16 protein-coding genes are annotated in these 16,578 nt (G+C 48.4%); 9 read left to right on the forward strand and 7 right to left on the reverse strand.

From position 1 onward, the window contains the following. Positions 1 to 6: 6 nt before the first annotated feature. Both IC229_RS17940 and IC229_RS17945 read right to left on the reverse strand, forming a co-directional pair. Positions 7 to 3,069, reverse strand: a complete 3,063-nt coding sequence (locus IC229_RS17940; protein WP_190888384.1) for a PVC-type heme-binding CxxCH protein — start codon at positions 3,067 to 3,069, stop codon at positions 7 to 9. Between the two features lie 99 nt (positions 3,070 to 3,168). After that, the gene (locus IC229_RS17945; RefSeq protein ID WP_190888385.1) at positions 3,169 to 4,026 is read right to left on the reverse strand and encodes a sugar phosphate isomerase/epimerase family protein; all 858 of its coding nucleotides are present in this window, start codon (positions 4,024 to 4,026) and stop codon (positions 3,169 to 3,171) included. A 152-nt stretch (positions 4,027 to 4,178) separates the two neighbouring features. On the opposite strand from IC229_RS17945, the gene IC229_RS17950 reads away from it, so the two are divergent. From IC229_RS17950 to IC229_RS17985, 8 genes are all read left to right on the forward strand, one after another. Further along, on the forward strand, positions 4,179 to 4,730 hold the full coding sequence (locus tag IC229_RS17950; RefSeq protein WP_190888386.1) for an RNA polymerase sigma factor: 552 nt from the start codon (positions 4,179 to 4,181) through the stop codon (positions 4,728 to 4,730). Next, positions 4,730 to 6,397: an anti-sigma factor gene (locus IC229_RS17955; RefSeq protein ID WP_223834064.1), complete on the forward strand. Its 1,668-nt coding sequence runs from the start codon at positions 4,730 to 4,732 to the stop codon at positions 6,395 to 6,397. The genes IC229_RS17950 and IC229_RS17955 overlap by 1 nt, the downstream gene beginning before the upstream one ends. Before the next feature lie 13 nt (positions 6,398 to 6,410). After that, positions 6,411 to 6,890, forward strand: coding sequence for a hypothetical protein (locus IC229_RS17960; RefSeq protein ID WP_190888387.1), 480 nt, complete (start codon positions 6,411 to 6,413; stop codon positions 6,888 to 6,890). A 19-nt stretch (positions 6,891 to 6,909) separates the two neighbouring features. Beyond that, entirely contained in the window at positions 6,910 to 8,151 is a 1,242-nt protein-coding gene (locus tag IC229_RS17965; RefSeq protein WP_190888388.1) for a serpin family protein, read from the forward strand. Positions 8,152 to 8,318: 167 nt separating this feature from the next. Then, a complete protein-coding gene (locus IC229_RS17970; protein ID WP_190888389.1) occupies positions 8,319 to 8,774 on the forward strand; it encodes an META domain-containing protein in 456 nt (151 codons plus the stop codon). A 2-nt stretch (positions 8,775 to 8,776) separates the two neighbouring features. Next, positions 8,777 to 9,202, forward strand: coding sequence for a hypothetical protein (locus IC229_RS17975; protein WP_190888390.1), 426 nt, complete (start codon positions 8,777 to 8,779; stop codon positions 9,200 to 9,202). Between the two features lie 131 nt (positions 9,203 to 9,333). Further along, positions 9,334 to 10,620 carry an LVIVD repeat-containing protein gene (locus tag IC229_RS17980; RefSeq protein WP_190888391.1) on the forward strand — a complete coding sequence of 429 codons (1,287 nt, stop codon included), beginning with the start codon at positions 9,334 to 9,336 and terminating at the stop codon, positions 10,618 to 10,620. A gap of 13 nt (positions 10,621 to 10,633) precedes the next feature. Next, a complete protein-coding gene (locus IC229_RS17985) occupies positions 10,634 to 11,212 on the forward strand; it encodes a hypothetical protein (protein WP_190888392.1) in 579 nt (192 codons plus the stop codon). A gap of 664 nt (positions 11,213 to 11,876) precedes the next feature. Here IC229_RS17985 and typA read toward each other — a convergent pair. Continuing rightward, on the reverse strand, positions 11,877 to 13,691 hold the full coding sequence (gene typA, locus IC229_RS17990) for a translational GTPase TypA (RefSeq protein ID WP_190888393.1): 1,815 nt from the start codon (positions 13,689 to 13,691) through the stop codon (positions 11,877 to 11,879). Between the two features lie 227 nt (positions 13,692 to 13,918). Continuing rightward, complete coding sequence (locus IC229_RS17995; RefSeq protein ID WP_190888394.1) at positions 13,919 to 14,125, reverse strand: hypothetical protein; 207 nt, start codon at positions 14,123 to 14,125, stop codon at positions 13,919 to 13,921. A 77-nt stretch (positions 14,126 to 14,202) separates the two neighbouring features. On the opposite strand from IC229_RS17995, the gene IC229_RS18000 reads away from it, so the two are divergent. Further along, positions 14,203 to 14,607 (forward strand): gamma-glutamylcyclotransferase family protein, encoded by a 405-nt coding sequence (locus tag IC229_RS18000; RefSeq protein WP_190888395.1) that lies wholly within the window; start codon positions 14,203 to 14,205, stop codon positions 14,605 to 14,607. A gap of 24 nt (positions 14,608 to 14,631) precedes the next feature. Here IC229_RS18000 and IC229_RS18005 read toward each other — a convergent pair whose 3' ends face one another. Genes IC229_RS18005 through IC229_RS18015 form a run of 3 tightly spaced genes read right to left on the reverse strand, consistent with a single transcriptional unit; the run spans position 14,632 to position 16,519 of the window. Further along, on the reverse strand, positions 14,632 to 15,576 hold the full coding sequence (locus IC229_RS18005) for a polysaccharide deacetylase family protein (protein WP_190888396.1): 945 nt from the start codon (positions 15,574 to 15,576) through the stop codon (positions 14,632 to 14,634). Positions 15,577 to 15,578: 2 nt separating this feature from the next. Beyond that, on the reverse strand, positions 15,579 to 16,001 hold the full coding sequence (gene ybeY / locus IC229_RS18010; RefSeq protein WP_190888397.1) for an rRNA maturation RNase YbeY: 423 nt from the start codon (positions 15,999 to 16,001) through the stop codon (positions 15,579 to 15,581). Next, entirely contained in the window at positions 15,998 to 16,519 is a 522-nt protein-coding gene (locus IC229_RS18015; RefSeq protein WP_190888398.1) for a GNAT family N-acetyltransferase, read from the reverse strand. Before IC229_RS18015 ends, ybeY begins: the two co-directional genes overlap by 4 nt. Positions 16,520 to 16,578: the final 59 nt, after the last annotated feature.

Consider the following 16,578-nt stretch of genomic DNA (forward strand, 5'->3'; position numbering starts at 1 on the left):
TTTCGACTATTGCTTCAGCAAAAATGCTGTCAAATCGGCTAATTGCTGGTGGTTCAGACCTAACGAATTTGGGTCGGGCATGAGGCTGTTTTTGAATTGTTTCCGCGAAACAACCTGGTCGGTGGGAACAGTGTGTTTTACCCCTGTCACGCCTTTCACAACTACGGTCTGTTCGCCATCGCTCACCAGAAAACCGTAAAACGCCTGGCCTTTTTTCGTTGTAACCAGCCAGGGTTCGTAGCCAAACGCAAGACCAGCGCTGGGGTGTAAAATGGCATCCAGTAAACCATTTTTATCGAATTTCTGGTGAATCTCGGTCAATTCGGGGCCAATGTCATTCCCCTGTTTGCCATGACGATGGCAGGTAGAGCAACTCTTATTGAAAATTGACCGGCCCGTCTGCGGACTCCCTGTCAACATCGCAATCTCGGCAATGGCCGGGTCGCTACTGACCGATGCACTCGATTCGGTTACCCGAGCTGGTACCGATTCTGTAGCTGCGGTTTGCGGTTTGGTTTCAGTTGGCGTTGTGGATTCGATAACCACAGGCGTTTCCTGTTTTACGGAGAAATATTCTTTGGCCATCGTCCGAACGGTTTGGTCCGGGTTTTTCAAAATGACCGGAGCGATGGCTGTCATCAGGTTGTCAGGCAGTCTTTTATCAGCCGCCAGTCCGACCAGAATTTTGCCGCCTTCGGGATTACTCGCCATCTCCAGAGCCATTCTCCGCTTTTCAGACTCCGATTTATATTCGTCCAGGAGCACCTGTCGACTTGCCAGCATTTTCTGTTCTTCGGCTGACAACTTCGTGGGCATTACGTCCTCCCACTTGAGGAGTTTAGCCCAGTCGTTCCCCTTCCGGAAATTAGTCCAGTAAGCCGCCTGCTGTGCTACGTCCTTATCATCCGATTTGGTTAAATCGACCATAATTTTGGCCGCAGCCGCCGTTCGGATGAAACCTAACGTAACAATTGCCTGACGTTTGTCATCGGCACTAATTTCTGGCGATTCAATACGTTTCTTCAACTGAGTCACGGCAGTCGCCGGATGAAGTTCCCAGACCAGATTGGCCGTGCGCTTGTCCCATTTCGTGGGATCTTCAGGAAGTGTGGTCAGTAAATCGGCGAAAAGTGGCTCCGCTTTTCCATCGGCGGCTTCCCCGAGTGCATTCAGGTAATAAGGGTCCTGTCCGTCATACCCTTTCACCAGATTAAGCAGCAGCAGTCGGCAATCGTAATACGGTACATCCCGGATAGCAACTGCCACTTCGCGACGTACCGCCGGGCTACGGTCAGTCGACAGATTTCCAAGTAAAGGCATCAGGGCTTTTTGCGAAGCTGTCAGGGCGGGATTGGCTTTCGAGTTTTCGGGCGTAATGCTACGTAACGCACGCAGGGCCGTAGCACGTACCGGCGCATCGACGGCCTTCAGTAGTCGTTCTACCTCAAACTGGCCTTCAGCACCCAGTTGCGCCAACAGATAAATAGCCCGCGCCCGATGAAACGGATTCGGTGCGGTCAATAACGCCATCACAGGCTCAACCACTTTCTCGCCCTGTTCCCTCAGCGCTTCGAAACCCAGCATTCTGACGTTTATGGCCGGGTTCAGAAGGGCGGCAATTTGGCCTTTCGTGTTGCTTAAATCGATTTTCGGTACGGTGAGCTTTTTGCCTTTGGGTGTAATCCGGTAAATCCGGCCGTAACCTTTACTGTCCTTCATCTGGTGACCACCCACGACCGGATCATACCAGTCAGCAATGTACAAAGCACCATCGGGACCAACCGCTACGTCGCTGGGACGGAACCACTTACGTGAGTCGTTATCTATGTCGTTCCATTTGTAGTTTGGGTTGTCTTCGGCTACGCTACTGATGAAATTGGTACGTTGCAAACGGTAGCCAGCCCCCGACACTTCCGGTTTGTAGCCAAAAATTACGTTACGTCCGGCTTCGGCGCTGAGGAGCATGCCCCGGTATTGCGGCCCCAGTTCATCGCCTTCATAATAAACCATACCCGTTGGCGATCCTGCGCCCGTAATGTCGCCGACGGGCATTACGTTCGGGTCTTCCTGATGCCAGTGGGCGGTCGGCACTGTTTGGCCAGGCCGTTGATCGCCCTGCCAGTAGCGCGTGCCATCTGTACTGAAATAGCCAGCGTTAGCTCCTTCCATCAGCCAGCTCGTCCGGCACGCAACTACCTGATCATCATTATCGTTTTGCCACATATTTCCGTACGAATCGACCGCCGTTTCGTAGTTATTGCGAAAATTATGGCCCATTACTTTCAAGTTAGAAGCGTCTCGGTCGATACGTAGCGCCATACCTCCTGTCCAGATACGACCATCGTCGCTCACCTGATTGCCATGATTAATTTTGTTGTACGGGGTTCCGCCGGTGTATAAACTTCCGGAACGTAGCGTCCAGCCATTTTTGTCGGTTACTACGTGTGGGCCGGCATTTCCTGTGTTGAAATAATATTTTCCGTCGGGTCCGGCCACGACGGAGTGCAGCGAATGGTCGTGGTCTAAGCCACCAAAACCTGTCAGTATAATTTCTTTTTGGTCTGGCACGTCGTCACCGTTATTGTCGGTATACATCACCAGATTGGGGGCTGCCGACACAATGACTTTGTTCCCTACCACCGCAATGCCCAGTGGCGACACCAGCGACGTATCGGTAACAAAAGCTTTACTGTTATCAGCCTTTCCATCGCCATCGGTATCTTCCAAAATCATGACGCGCTCGCCCTCCGGATGGCTGAGTCGGTTCTGAGCTTTGTTGTTAAACTTGCGGTAGTTCACGGCTTCAGTCACCCAAACACGACCTCTGGCATCAATATCGATGTTAGTCGGGTTAAAAAACATCGGCGATTCGGCCCAAAGCGTAACTTCCAGGTCATCCGGCAAATACAAACGGCTCGAATCCGGATCAGCAATGACGCTACGTTGACGTACTGCATTCTGATGGGACGTAGTGAATTTATCCGATTGAATACCCGGCCCAATCAGGTATAACAAACCCGCCGTTGTCAGCGCCAGTGAGAAAGGGTTCAGGGATAAGATTTTTTTCATCAGAATTCAAGGGTTAATCTGGGTTTCACTACGTATCCAAACTTTTTTCTCAAAAGACGTTTTTGTTATGCTTCGTATCTCAGCATAACAAAAACAAAATCAACTAAATATTGCACGTACCGTTTTATTATTCTCGATATAGCTTTCCAGCATCGGCTTGCCTTTGGGAACGGCTCCTTCAATCTGCAACCAGCCGGAATAATCTATTTCGTCCAGCACCTGACGCACTTTCTTCAAATCAACTTCACCCTGACCGAGTAAATGGCCGTTTTCTTTCAGGTGAATTTCACAGATACGCCCCTTGCCAAGACTACGAATTTCATCAAAAATATTGTACCTACGTACCGTTGAGTTGCAGACATCGTAATAAACCTTCACAGCGGGCGACCCAACCGCGTCCAAAATGGCCACGAGTTCGGGAGCCGATAGCCACGATTCGATACCCAACGTAACACCCGCTTTTTCGGCTTTGGGCGCAACTGCTTTCAGACGGTCGATAACCACCTGTGTACCTTTTTTATCTTTTCGTAAGTCGTTGTTGTTGAAAAAGGCCAGCAAAATCGCCTTCACGCCCAACCCCTGTGCTACGTCGACGCTATCCTGAACCCATTGTTCGGTACGCGGATCAGATTTATAAGGAATATCGTTGAGCAGCCCAATCGCCAGTCCGCCGATAGCCACGCCCGACTGAGCGGCTGCCGCTTTAACCTGTTGCTGCATTTCGGGTTTACGTAGATGTTCGTGGTCATTTTTTGTGTTTAAACTTACCTGCACGCCGTCGAGGCCAATTTGTTTGGCTATCGCAAAGCTATTGATGTCGCCAGCGGGGGCAATTGACCAATCGCAGGCACCAATTTTGAAGCGATTTTCGGCACTCTCCCACTTCGACCAGGCAGGTTGGGTCAGCGCAGCCAATCCGGCTCCCAATGTGTAACGCAGTGCTTCACGACGATTCATAGTAATTTTGTTTTCGAATGACAGACTATTCTATAAAGCATTCAACATTAATTATCTTATAGCGTATATAACTGTAGGAGGAAATTATTTTTTCTGACCACTCTTTCCAACCCTCCCGTTTCAGCCGGGGTCATTATTAGGTCAACGTTGCTATGCAGGATGATTACGCACTAGTCGAAGGATGCCGACAACAGAACCGGGTTTCGCAGCGACTGCTCTACGAGCGGTTTGCCGGTAAGCTCTTTGTCCTTTGCAAACGGTACATCAAAGACCCCGACGAGGCCGAAGATGTGTTGCAGGATGCGTTTGTAAAGATTTACCGGCATATCGACTCATTTCGGTTTGAGTGTCCGCTGGAAGCGTGGCTGAAACGGATTGTGATTAATACGGCACTGAAGGAATTACGAAAAAATAAACCCTGGGAGAACGCAGCCGACGTACAGGAAATGGCCCCCGTGCTGCCGCAGGCCGACGAAAGCCTACCCACACTCAATTATCAATATCTGCTGCAACTGATTCAGGAGCTACCGGCGGGTTGCCGAACCATATTTAATCTCTATGCGATCGAAGGGTATACGCACCCGGAAATCGCTGAATTACTTGACATTGCCGAAGGAACTTCAAAATCGCAGTATGCCCGCGCAAGAGGGCTGTTGCAACAAAAACTATTTTCTGATGGACATCCGGCCCAGGGCCGCTCTTAATGACATGGAAAGAAATGGATGAATTAGACAAAAACATACCCGACGACCTATGGCGAAAGGTATTTAATGAAGCCAGCGAAACGCCCCCTCCTCGCGTGTGGGACGCTATCGAGCGCCGGCTAGATGAATCCAGTGGCCCGAAAATACTGCCTTTGTGGGGTAGTGGACTGGCTTCGTCGCGGTCGCTGCAGTGGGGAATGCGCGTGGCGGCTGCCGTTACGTTACTGCTCGTTGGCTGGTGGGCTTTCACTACGTTGTCGGTCGATAAACCGGAGCAACGTATCAGTCAGGCACATAAACAATCAAAAACGAACGTAGCAGATGACGTAGCGAACCCAGGTAACGTAGCAAATTCCGACAGGGTAGCCGATTCAGGCAACGTAGCATTCACGGAAGCAAACAAGCCAGCAACCAAAATACTACGTAGCTATAAAGCAAAGCATGGAAGTACGTCTGAGCAGAACACTTCGGACCTGATTGCGTCCAACGCAAAACCGCAACGTAACGCGGTTGTTTCTGCACCTGCTACGTCTGTAGTATCTCGAAAAAAACTCGCTGCCACCTTTACCAGGCCCGGCCAGATACAAAACGACCCAACCTTCGTTTCATTTCCGGATGCTACGTTCCCAAGTGTGGCCACGGATTATAAAGTGCCCGCTACGTCTGCCAGCCCTGGTGCAGAGGCAATTACCAACGTAACGTCGGATCAGAATAACTATTCGGTTGCCTCATACAGCCAGTTACGGAACAAACCGCTTCGTATAGGCGGTGCGCGTCCGATTCAGCGGATTGTCTGGTTCCGCCCGGCAGAAGCCCCGCTTGAGGCAGACGTAGCGTCGCGTAAACGCGAACGGAAGGAAATGTGGGCTTCGGTAGGAATGATGTCGGGTACCTATAATCCAATGGTTTCGGTTCATTCAGCACCTGTACTGGCTTTGGCCAATAATTCCTTTCAGAATACCCCAACCACCACATTGCAGGCCGTTCAGCCGTCGGTCAATAGCCGGGCTAACTTTTCGGTGGCGTATCAGGCTGGAGCGGGTGTTCAGGTAACCGAACACTGGTCGTTCGAATCAGGGGTTGGTTATTTGGCGGGCCGTTCAACGGTTGAGACGCCTATCCAATCGGCGGGGAGCGTTTCAGGACTGGTCAATTCCAGCAATGCGCCGGGTAACATAAGCAGTAACCTGTTTCTGGATGCCCTACGTAGCACAAGCAGTTCCAGCACTGGTTATGCGTCTGTAACTGCCGATAAGATGACCGGCGCCAGCATCAACTATGCCAATCAGGCCGTCTATAACGAACGCAACCAGCAGGTGCTGACCAATAACTATCAATACGTGCAGGTTCCGGTGCAGGTAGGCTATCAGCTACGTCCGCGCAAACGTTTGGGACTGGCCTTAGTAGGTGGTTTCCTGACCAACATTTTTGTCAGAAATACGGTTGGAAATGATGTAGTTGTAACCGCAAAAGATGGTGTTTATCGACCTGTTTCGCTGGCGGCCACCATGGGCGCCCGTTTCCGGTATCGGCCATCACGCCAGTGGTCAGCTTCGCTTGCCGGTGTCTATCAGCCTTCAATCGGAACCAGTACGTCGGCCCAATCACAGATACAAAGTCATCCGACCGTGATGGGGATGAGTTTTGGAGTAGATTATCATTTTTAAACAAACAACGATTATGAAACGTCTTGGAAATTTTGTTGCTATAGCGTTACTCTTCGTACAATGTAGTAGTAGCGTTGACCCACAGAACCCAGAAAATCTCAACAGTGAGTTAATCGTCCGCAGTGGCACATCGTTTGGCTTCTGTTTGGGCTATTGCCAGAAAAATTATGTTTTCGATAAGACCAACGTAACACTCAACGAAATTGCGAACGGGCGGCAACCAACGCAGCTTGACCCCAGAAACTGCTCATTTACCATCAGCGAAGCCGACTGGAATGCCGTAAAAGCATCGGCTAATCTGGACGCATTCAGTAAGCAGCCCGAGACTATCGGTTGCCCGGATTGCGCCGACGGTGGTGCCGAATACATCGAGCTGGAACTCAGTGGACAAAAACATCGTGTTACGTTCCCGCATGGCGGAACCATACCTGGTTTCGAAGGACTAGTCGAAAACCTACGGAAACTTCGCGAGACGAAGAAAGAGTGTCAATAACAACAAATCATAATGACCAATGAAAACGAATCTTTTTTCGACGGTAACCGTACTCACAGGCAGTCTGTTGCTGCTGGCTGTAAGCTGTAAAAACGCCGAGGTAACGCCCGGAGGCACTAGTACGGCAGATAATTTGCGTGTTTCAGCGCCATTCGCCAATCAAACTACGCAATTCGCGTTCGATCTCGCCAAGCGTGTAAGCGCTAAAGAAGGGAATGCCAAAAACGTATTTATTTCACCACTCAGCCTTCACATCGCACTGGGTATGGTACTGAACGGAGCCAATGGTCAAACGGCGCAGGAAATCCAGAAAACGCTCAAACTGGACGCGCAGACGCTGGCCGAGGCCAATCAGACGTATCAGAATCTGATGGAAAACCTGCCCGGCGTCGACCCAAAAGTGACTCTGAATCTGGCTAATTCCGTCTGGTATCGCAATACGTATCCGGTATCTACTACGTATCAGGATTTACTGAAGCAGTCGTTTAAAGCTGAGGTAGCGGCCAAGGATTTCAATAATACGTCCACAGTTGGTGACATCAACTCTTGGGCGAGCCAGAAAACGAACGGCAAAATCCCGAAAGTGATCGACAGAATCGATCCGGATAACGTACTGTTTCTCCTAAACGCCCTGTATTTCAAGGGCGATTGGAAATCGCAGTTCGATCCGGCAGCTACCGTCGATTCGCCGTTTAAACTGGCTTCGGGTGGTCAGACAACGGTGAAAATGATGCGTCAGAACATGACCATGCGCCGGGCCTTCCGCCCTACGTATGGCGCTTTCGAACTGCCTTATGGCTCTGATAAGTATGCCATGACCGTGTTACTGCCCGGTGAAAATTCATCGGCCGACGCTCTGCTGACCAGCTTCACCGAAGCCGATTGGACGCAACTGCAAAAAGATATGACTGAAGCCTCCGTCGATTTTGGCTTACCAAAGTTCACGATGGAATATGAAATCGTTCTGAACGACGTATTACAGGCAATGGGCATGCCGACTGCTTTCACCGACGGTGCTGATTTCAGTAAAATAAGCACGGCTACCGGTCTGAAACTTAGCTTCGTGAAGCAGAATACATTCGTTGCTGTCGACGAAAAAGGAACCGAAGCTGCGGCTGTTACGAGCGTGGGTGTTTCTGTTACGTCGCTGCCTATGCCTACGTTATGTAACCGCCCGTTTGTGTTTGTCATTCACGAGAAAACATCAGGTACCGTTTTGTTTGTCGGAAAAATTGCAGATCCGACGGTGGTGAAGAAGTAATTATTTTGTCATGGTGACGAAGGAAGCATGACAAAAATGGCTTGATAATTAGGGCAATAGAAATTTGGCAAGAAGGTTGTTTGCTATAAAATCAACCTTCAACCATTCAACCTTCAGAGTAGTTGTACTTTTACAACTCCAACTATTTGCCATAAACTATAAAAGTCATGAAATCTTTAAGAAACGTATTGTTAACAGCTCTTTCATTGTTTAGCCTGCTCGTGTTTACGCAGTGCAGCAAAAAGGACAATGAATTATCCCCGAAAATTGCCAGCCTGATTGGTAACTGGCAACTGGCGGAACCGAATTCGTCCTATGAAGTAAATCTGAATTTTACGCTGGACGAGAAAAATCCGCCGAACGACGTAACACCCCTGTTTGGCGGTGGCCGTTCGTCTGTCAATGAATACAATGCGCGTTTTTTCGCTACGGTCGATGGTATGATGGTCGTCGACCCTATTGGCTCTACCAAAGTAGCGGGCGAACCGGCGGCCATGCAGTTTGAGCAGACGTATTACACGAACCTGAGAGCGGTTGTCCGTTACGAACTGACTTCCGACCAGCTCAAGCTATCGTATGGTGGCGACAAACCGGGCACACTAGTTTATAAACGAGTGAAATAACCATGAAAGCGTACCGTCTGGCTTCCTGCAGTCTTTTGTTAATCCTGCTGGTTTTCGGTTGTGAGCGACCTATGTGCGGCTGCGTAAATCCCCCTCTTCCATTTGAAGGTGAGTGGAAGCTAGTTAGTATTACGTACCCCATGACGAATAAAACCGTTACAGCAGCCGAGGCCGGTTACACTGAAAAACTCACATTTACGGGTTCTGGTACGTTTCTTCAGGTACGTAACGGCGTTGCTAAACCAGGTACGCCTTATACAGTAACGCCAACAGGCACTAGCGGTACCGAAGGTATTTTTCATTACTCAAACGATTTGACGGAGCAGCCCTTCCGAATTGTGTATAATACGTTGTTGTATTTATCGGAACGTACCCCTAAAGGAGCCACGATTGCCGATGGAGCAACGTATCAATATCAACGACCATAATTGCTTAACTTTTTGTGTAAGATTAACATTACCCGGCCGTAGTCAAGACAGCCGGGTAATTTTTTTTGGGTCATTTCCAACGCTTTTGCTACGTCCAGAGTCTTGCTTTTATAACCTCACCTTTTGACGCTATGAAAGCAAATCGTTTACTTTTTCTGCTGCTTGCTCCCCTTTTCTGGCAAACTGGTTGCACTGACCGTTGCGAAGAAACACGCACATTTCGGCGGTACACGCCCGTTACGTTAACCCTGACTCAAGTTCGTGAAGGCGTTCGGGTTGAAGAGCCGCGCGAGTTGAAACAGCCCGGAAAAATTTACACCAAAAGTGGCTACCTGTTCATCAATGAACTGAAAGAGGGCATTCACCTCATTGATAACCGCGACCCATCGGCCCCCAAACAGATTGCTTTTTTGCGGATTCCGGGCAATGGCGATATGGCTGTCCGTGATAACATTTTGTATGCCGACAGCTACATGGATCTGGTGGCCTTCGACATCACTAATCCAGCTCAACCCCGCGAGGTGAACCGAGTTCAGTCGGTCTTTACAAATGGTCAGTTTGACGGTGGCTGGTGGAATGTAAACGCCCAAACACTGACCCTCAGCGACCAGCGTGTCGACTACGTAACGGAGACCCGAAAAACTGACTGCGACGCAGCGGGTTCGTCGAACTGGGCAAGTTGCCCGACCTGCATGGTCGACATAGGGTTTGCTTCAGCAGCCTTTGATTCCAAAACAGCACCGAGCAGCAATGGCACAGCCGGTTCGATGGCTCGATTTGCGCTTTATAACAACTTTCTGTACACGGTCAGTCAGTCGGATATGCAGTTGTTCAATATTCAGAATGCAGCCAATCCGAAGCAAAGCAGCCGTGTGAATTTGGGTTCGGGTATTGAAACTATTTTCCCCTACAAAGACAAGTTGTTCATCGGCTCTCAAACCGGGATGCATATTTACGACAATTCAAATCCGGCCAATCCAACCCGCCTTGCTACGTTCCAGCACGCCCGCGTCTGCGATCCGGTGGCGGTGAACGGCGATATTGCCTACGTAACGCTACGTAATGGTACGCAGTGTGGCGGCTATACCAACCAGCTCGACGTAGTGGATATCAGCAGTTTAACGGCTCCCCGGCTGATAAAAAGCTATCCGATGGCGAATCCACACGGTTTGGGCGTCGATTTCCCAACATTGTTCATCTGCGAAGGAAAGCATGGTTTGAAAACGTTTGATGCTACGTCGGCCATCGATATTAAGCAGATGGAACATTTGGCCGGACAGGACGCCTACGATGTAATCCCGCTGAATAAGACCCTGTTGATGATCGGCAAAGATGGTCTTTACCAGTTCGACTACACGAACCCTGCCCGATTACGCCAGCTTAGTAAAATTATGGTCAGTCGGCCATATGCCTATTAAACCGCCCTACGTAATGAGAACTATACTACTCATTTTTAGCTGGCTGGTTCCTGCGCTGGCACTAGGGCAAACGGCTCCATTTAAGCCTGTATTCACCAACATGACCGAAATAGGCGCTTTGTTCGGACAAGTGAAGTTTGGCACGCAGGGCATGGAAACAGTATCGAAACGGGTTAATCTCACCGCACAGACGTTCAACGGGGTCCTGCTGAATCCACGATTGGCCGTTGGGGCTACGGTTGGTGTCGACTGGTACAATGCCGCCCTACTGACGCCTATTTGCGCCGGTGCCCGCTACGATCTGGCACGACCCAATGATAAAAATCTTCGTATTTTTGCCAGTTTGGATACGGGCTGGGGATTCAGTTGGCTCAACGAAGATGCAGCGGGTTATAAAACGTCGGGGGGCTGGGTTATTTCGCCGGGAATTGGCTTCCGGATTGGAAACGTATCGAATTCTAATTTCGTCATGGCGCTAAGTTATAAGCGACAGGAAGCCGAAGCTGATAAACCCTTGTTTTCAAACGAATTAGCCAAACACGAAACACGTGTTTACAATCGTATAGCTATTCGATTAGGGGTTAGTTTTTGATTAAAAACTTTCTAAATAGATCGGTCATGTTCTAAAACTCCTAACAATTCATATGGCGTCGGGTTATCTTATCGATTACACGCTGAAAATGCCATCGAAATGGATCATTGACCCTTCATCTGAACTAGCCAGATTATCCCTTGAAAGCATTTTTATAACAGAAGCTTCATAAAAAATTTACGCGTAACATGTCACCTTTTCTAGTGCAGTACAGTCTCAACGTGGCTGATCTGGTTTAGTCAATTCAACCGTTCAATAAGTGGACAGTAGCATATGCAGAACGTCACTATAACTTGGTGCAGATTTAATCAGAATTCTGATTCAGCACATGCATATCTACACTTTTTAGTAAGTAAAACAACCGTTATGAAAAAGATTATGATGGCCCTTATTGGTATTTCACTTTTTGTGGCATGCTATTACCACAAATGCAGGCAGGCCGAGTATATGGCCGCCCGAAATGCCGAGGTAAGTACTGTTTCCGTTGTGTCTCCCCTGAGCGTTCCCGTTAATTCGCGTCCAACATTTGCATTTAGTATAGGTAGTACTGGCTGGAGGAAGTAGTTACTGAATCTGTTGAAGCTAGGTTTCCTAATCTGATTGACTAGAACAAAAAATCCCCAGCCATGGCCGGGGATTTTTTTATGAATAGCATGGCGAATTTTTAAGCCATAGCAAATTTATTTTCATTACGTTTCCGCTCGTTCTCATCGAGGAAAATCTTCCGCATCCGGATCGACTTGGGCGTTACTTCCAGATATTCATCTTTCTGAATATACTCCATCGATTCTTCGAGTGAGAAACTGATTTTCGGCGCAATCTTCACGTTGTCATCCGAACCTGACGCACGCATGTTCGTCAGTTTTTTGGCTGTCTGAACATTCACCACGATATCGTTCTGACGATTGTGTTCGCCGATAACCATACCGGTATAAATTTCTTCGCCCGGTTCTACAAAGAACCGTCCCCGATCCTGCAATTTGTCGATCGAATAAGCTGTTGCCTGACCCGTCGTCATCGAAATCATCGAACCGTTGATACGTTCTGGAATAACTCCCTTGAACGGCTGATATTCTTTGAAGCGGTGGCTCATTACGGCTTCGCCATACGTAGCAGTCAGTACGTTCGAACGTAAACCAATCAAACCACGCGACGGAATTTCGAACTCAAGGTGCTGCAAATCGCCTTTCGGCTCCATAATCAGCAGTTCGCCTTTGCGCTGGGTAGCCAGTTCAATGACTTTACCAGCTGTTTCTTCCGGTACGTCGACAACCAGCGTTTCGATAGGTTCGAGTTTCTGACCGTCTTCGTCTTCTTTATACAAAACCTGCGGCTGACCTACCTGCAATTCGTAACCTTCACGACGCATGGTTTCAATCAGTACAGAAAGATGAAGAATACCGCGGCCATACACCAGGAAGCGGTCTTCGCTGTCGGTATTTTCGACACGTAGTGCCAGGTTTTTCTCGATCTCCTTGTACAACCGGTCGCGTAGGTGACGCGACGTAACGAATTTGCCTTCTTTACCAAAAAACGGCGAGTTGTTAATGGTAAAAAGCATATTCATTGTCGGTTCATCGACCGAGATACGTGTCAACGCTTCGGGATTGTCGTAATCGGTCAATGTATCACCGATTTCAAAATCTTCCAGACCCGTTACAGCACAGATGTCTCCGCTACCTACTTCGGTCACTTTCTGTTTGCCTAGACCTTCAAAAGTTTGCAATTCCTTGATACGTACCCGCTTCAGCGTACCGTCTGCTTTCATCAGGCCCATGCTGGCACCTTCTTTCAGGGTTCCGCGATGCACGCGCCCAATGGCGATACGTCCCACGAACGACGAATAATCGAGCGAGGTAATCTGCATTTGCGGCAAACCTTCGTTCACCGGTGCTGCCGGAATAGTTTTCACAATCGTATCGAGCAGATACGTAATGTTGTCGGTCGGATGCTGCCAGTCGGGACCCATCCAGCCTTGTTTCGACGAACCGTAAACCGTTGGGAAATCGAGTTGGTCTTCGGTAGCGCCAATGTTAAACATCAGGTCGAACACTTGCTCGTGAACCTCGTCGGGGCGGCAGTTTTCTTTGTCGACTTTGTTGATGATCACAATCGGTTTCAGGCCCAGTTGCAGGGCTTTCGTGAGCACGAAGCGGGTTTGCGGCATGGCACCTTCAAAGGCATCGACCAGCAGACAAACGCCGTCGGCCATTTTCAGTACACGCTCTACTTCTCCCCCGAAATCGCTGTGGCCCGGCGTATCGATGATATTGATTTTAACATCCTTGTATCGTACCGATACGTTCTTCGACACGATGGTGATACCCCGTTCCCGCTCCAGATCGTTGTTATCCAGAATCAGGTCGCCGAATTCCTGATTTTCCCGGAAAATTTTAGAGGCATGAATAATCTTGTCGACCAGGGTAGTTTTGCCGTGGTCGACGTGGGCGATGATTGCTATATTGCGAATTGATTGCATATAAATCTGAACCGGGATTTAGCTGATTTTGGATTTTCTGGATTTTGTTTTTTGCTTTTTATAGCGCACAGATTCAAATAAAATCAGCTTTATCCCCTAATCCCTTAAATCCAGGTCGCAAAGGTACGAAATTTTACACTGAAACACAGATTTTTACAACTAATAAAACGAAAAAAGGCCCGTATGAGGGCCTTACTCTGATATAAATACAATTTCTTAACAGTTGCTTAATGATTTGGGCAGCCGCAAGGGTTTTTCTTCCGAAAAAGACCGGTGTTGAATAGGCCTCCGCGCTTAGGTTTGTAACCCTTACGCTTGCGTTTAAAGATGGTTGTTTCAGTGGGCGCAGCCGAGGAAGATGCCATCGTTTCCAACGGAATCTCAACCAGCACCAGCGACGCAGCTAGCATCAGAATTACTTTTGTCTTTTTCATGTCATCAACCCGTTTCAAACGTAACGCTAAATTAGTGATATTAGTCCATACGCCAGACGCAATTTTTTGAGTTTCTGATGATGCAGGACGCTGATTATCTGTTTGTCTACGGTACGTTACGTGCCTCGTTCCAAAATCCGTTCGCCCAATATCTTCGGCAATACAGCCGATACGTTGGTGAAGGAATTTTTTCAGGACAACTTTTCGATATCGGTACGTATCCGGGGGCTATTTATCAACCTGATAGCAGCAGTTTTGTTCGGGGCGATGTTTATGACATTAGCCAGCATAAGTCCGAACTGTTGCTACGTCTGGATGAATATGAAGGTATTGGTGCTACGTTCGCGCAACCTCAGGAGTACGTTCGGGAAATCATAACCGCTGATTGTGTAGGCGAAACGCTACGTTGCTGGATTTACCTATATAATTTTCCTGTCGACGGAAAGCGCTTGATCGGGTCCGGTGATTATGAGAGTCGTTGATCTCTGCGCATCTCTGCGTAACAACTAAATCTTTCGATTTGCCAATTCATCAATCATAGCCGGAACCTCGGGCTCACCCTTGAAAAAAGCTCCTTTTTTGCCTTTTGTCAAAGCCCAACGGTGCAGCCACGAAATACCGCCTTTCCCGTAAAAACGATCTTCAGAACGATAAGCCGGGTCGGTCAAGGCTTCACTCAATGATACAAACGAATAACCTCGCTGTTTTAATCGTGCGAACAAAGTGCCAAGGTAATCGGAATTGATGGTATTGGCGTGAATTAGCAACGTATGCTTAATCGGCCGACCGAAAAGGGAATCACTCTGCGCTTCGTAGTAAGCTACACAATCATGCATGTAATCGACGTAGCGTTTACCAACTTGCGACGCCAGTAACGTATCACCAAGCAGTAACGCGTTGTCATAGGCCCGCGAAAATAACCAGTCGGAATTGTCGACCGTAACGGGCGCTTCCTGATAGCCACGCTTTTTCAAAAATGCTTCGAGTGAATCTTTTTTAGCCTGCGTATCCCCTTTCCGCAAAAAAGGGTGCCTGAAAAAGCGAAACGGTTTACGCTGACGTTGCACAAGATTCTTTACAATCTGCTCACCCGCCAGCACATCGTTTTTCATTTCTTCGAACGTAACGAGGTTATAATCTTTGTGCGCGAACGTATGATTGCCCAACTCTAAACTGGCACTTAACCACATGGATAACAGCTTGATTGCATCAGAATCTGGCTTCGCATTACGTTGTAATTTCCCGGCAATGACGAAGCCAATGGCAGGAACCTGAAACGTAGTACAATGCACCAGTAATTTCTGCGTCAGTTGTTTCTGTGCATCGGCGGTAACGTAGTACCTCGATACAGTTGGTAAATCGTCGATAGTGATCGCAATTTGTTTCTGGCTGTAACCCATCGTGACCATTCCGAGCCACACAACTAGAAAAATTCGCAAATTTCGTAACATAGCTATTGAACGGCTAAATGGCTCATCCACTCGTTTTCCTTGACTCGCATCTGCGCTTCCTCTTCATCAGTTTTGTCGCCATAGCCGCAGAGATGGAGAAGTCCGTGTGCCAATACGCGATGCATTTCCTGTACGGGTAAGTTTCCTAATTGAGCCGCATTATCGGCCACCCGTTCCACGCTGACAAAAATATCGCCCTCAATTTTACCTTCCTCATCGCTCTGATCGAACGTAATGATGTCAGTATAATAATCATGCTGGAGGTAATCCCGATTTACCTGAAGGACGTATTCGTCGGAGCAGAAAATGTAATTTAGTTCGCCAACCGTATAACCTTCCCGACTGGCCTGCTCTTTCAGCCATTGGCGAATAGCCTGTTTCTGAGGGAGCTTGTACGGTACATCCTCGTTGAAAAAACGAATCATAATAATGTTGTAATGTCTGGCCATACGTAGCGGCAGCAGTCCGAAAAACTTCCGTCCGGATTTTCAACAGAAACCTCTTCCTGATTGATCGCACCCAGACCTTCGTAGAATGTTCGGGCGCTGATGTTTTTCACCAACACCCACAAATAAAAGCTTGATTCTGCTTGTTCACGATACGCCCAGGTGGCAGTCTGTCGAATTAGTTCGGTACCAATACCCTGGCCTTTGTGCTGTTTGTGAACATGCAGGTTGTCGAGCAACGTTCCCCCAATGGCATCGTCATGAGAATAAGCGCAGGCAAAACCGCAAATTGTTTCGCCCGACAACGCCACAATAACGTATTGATTTTCTCCTGGTTGAATCAAACGTTCCTGCCAGACAGTCCGACGATTTTCTACTACGTAGTTATCCAGAAATCCGTCACTCCAGATACCTCGGTAGTTTTGTTGCCAGCTAAGGCTATGTAACTGAGCAATCGATTCAGCGTCCGCCGATGTTGCTTCTCGATACGTTATCATTATGTTGGCTAATTTGCGACAAATCTACAGGTCGGCGATGGCGTAACCAATTTAAACTA

Origin of the sequence: Spirosoma profusum (genome assembly GCF_014699005.1) — a bacterium.
Classification (GTDB): Bacteria; Bacteroidota; Bacteroidia; order Cytophagales; family Spirosomataceae; genus Spirosoma; species Spirosoma profusum.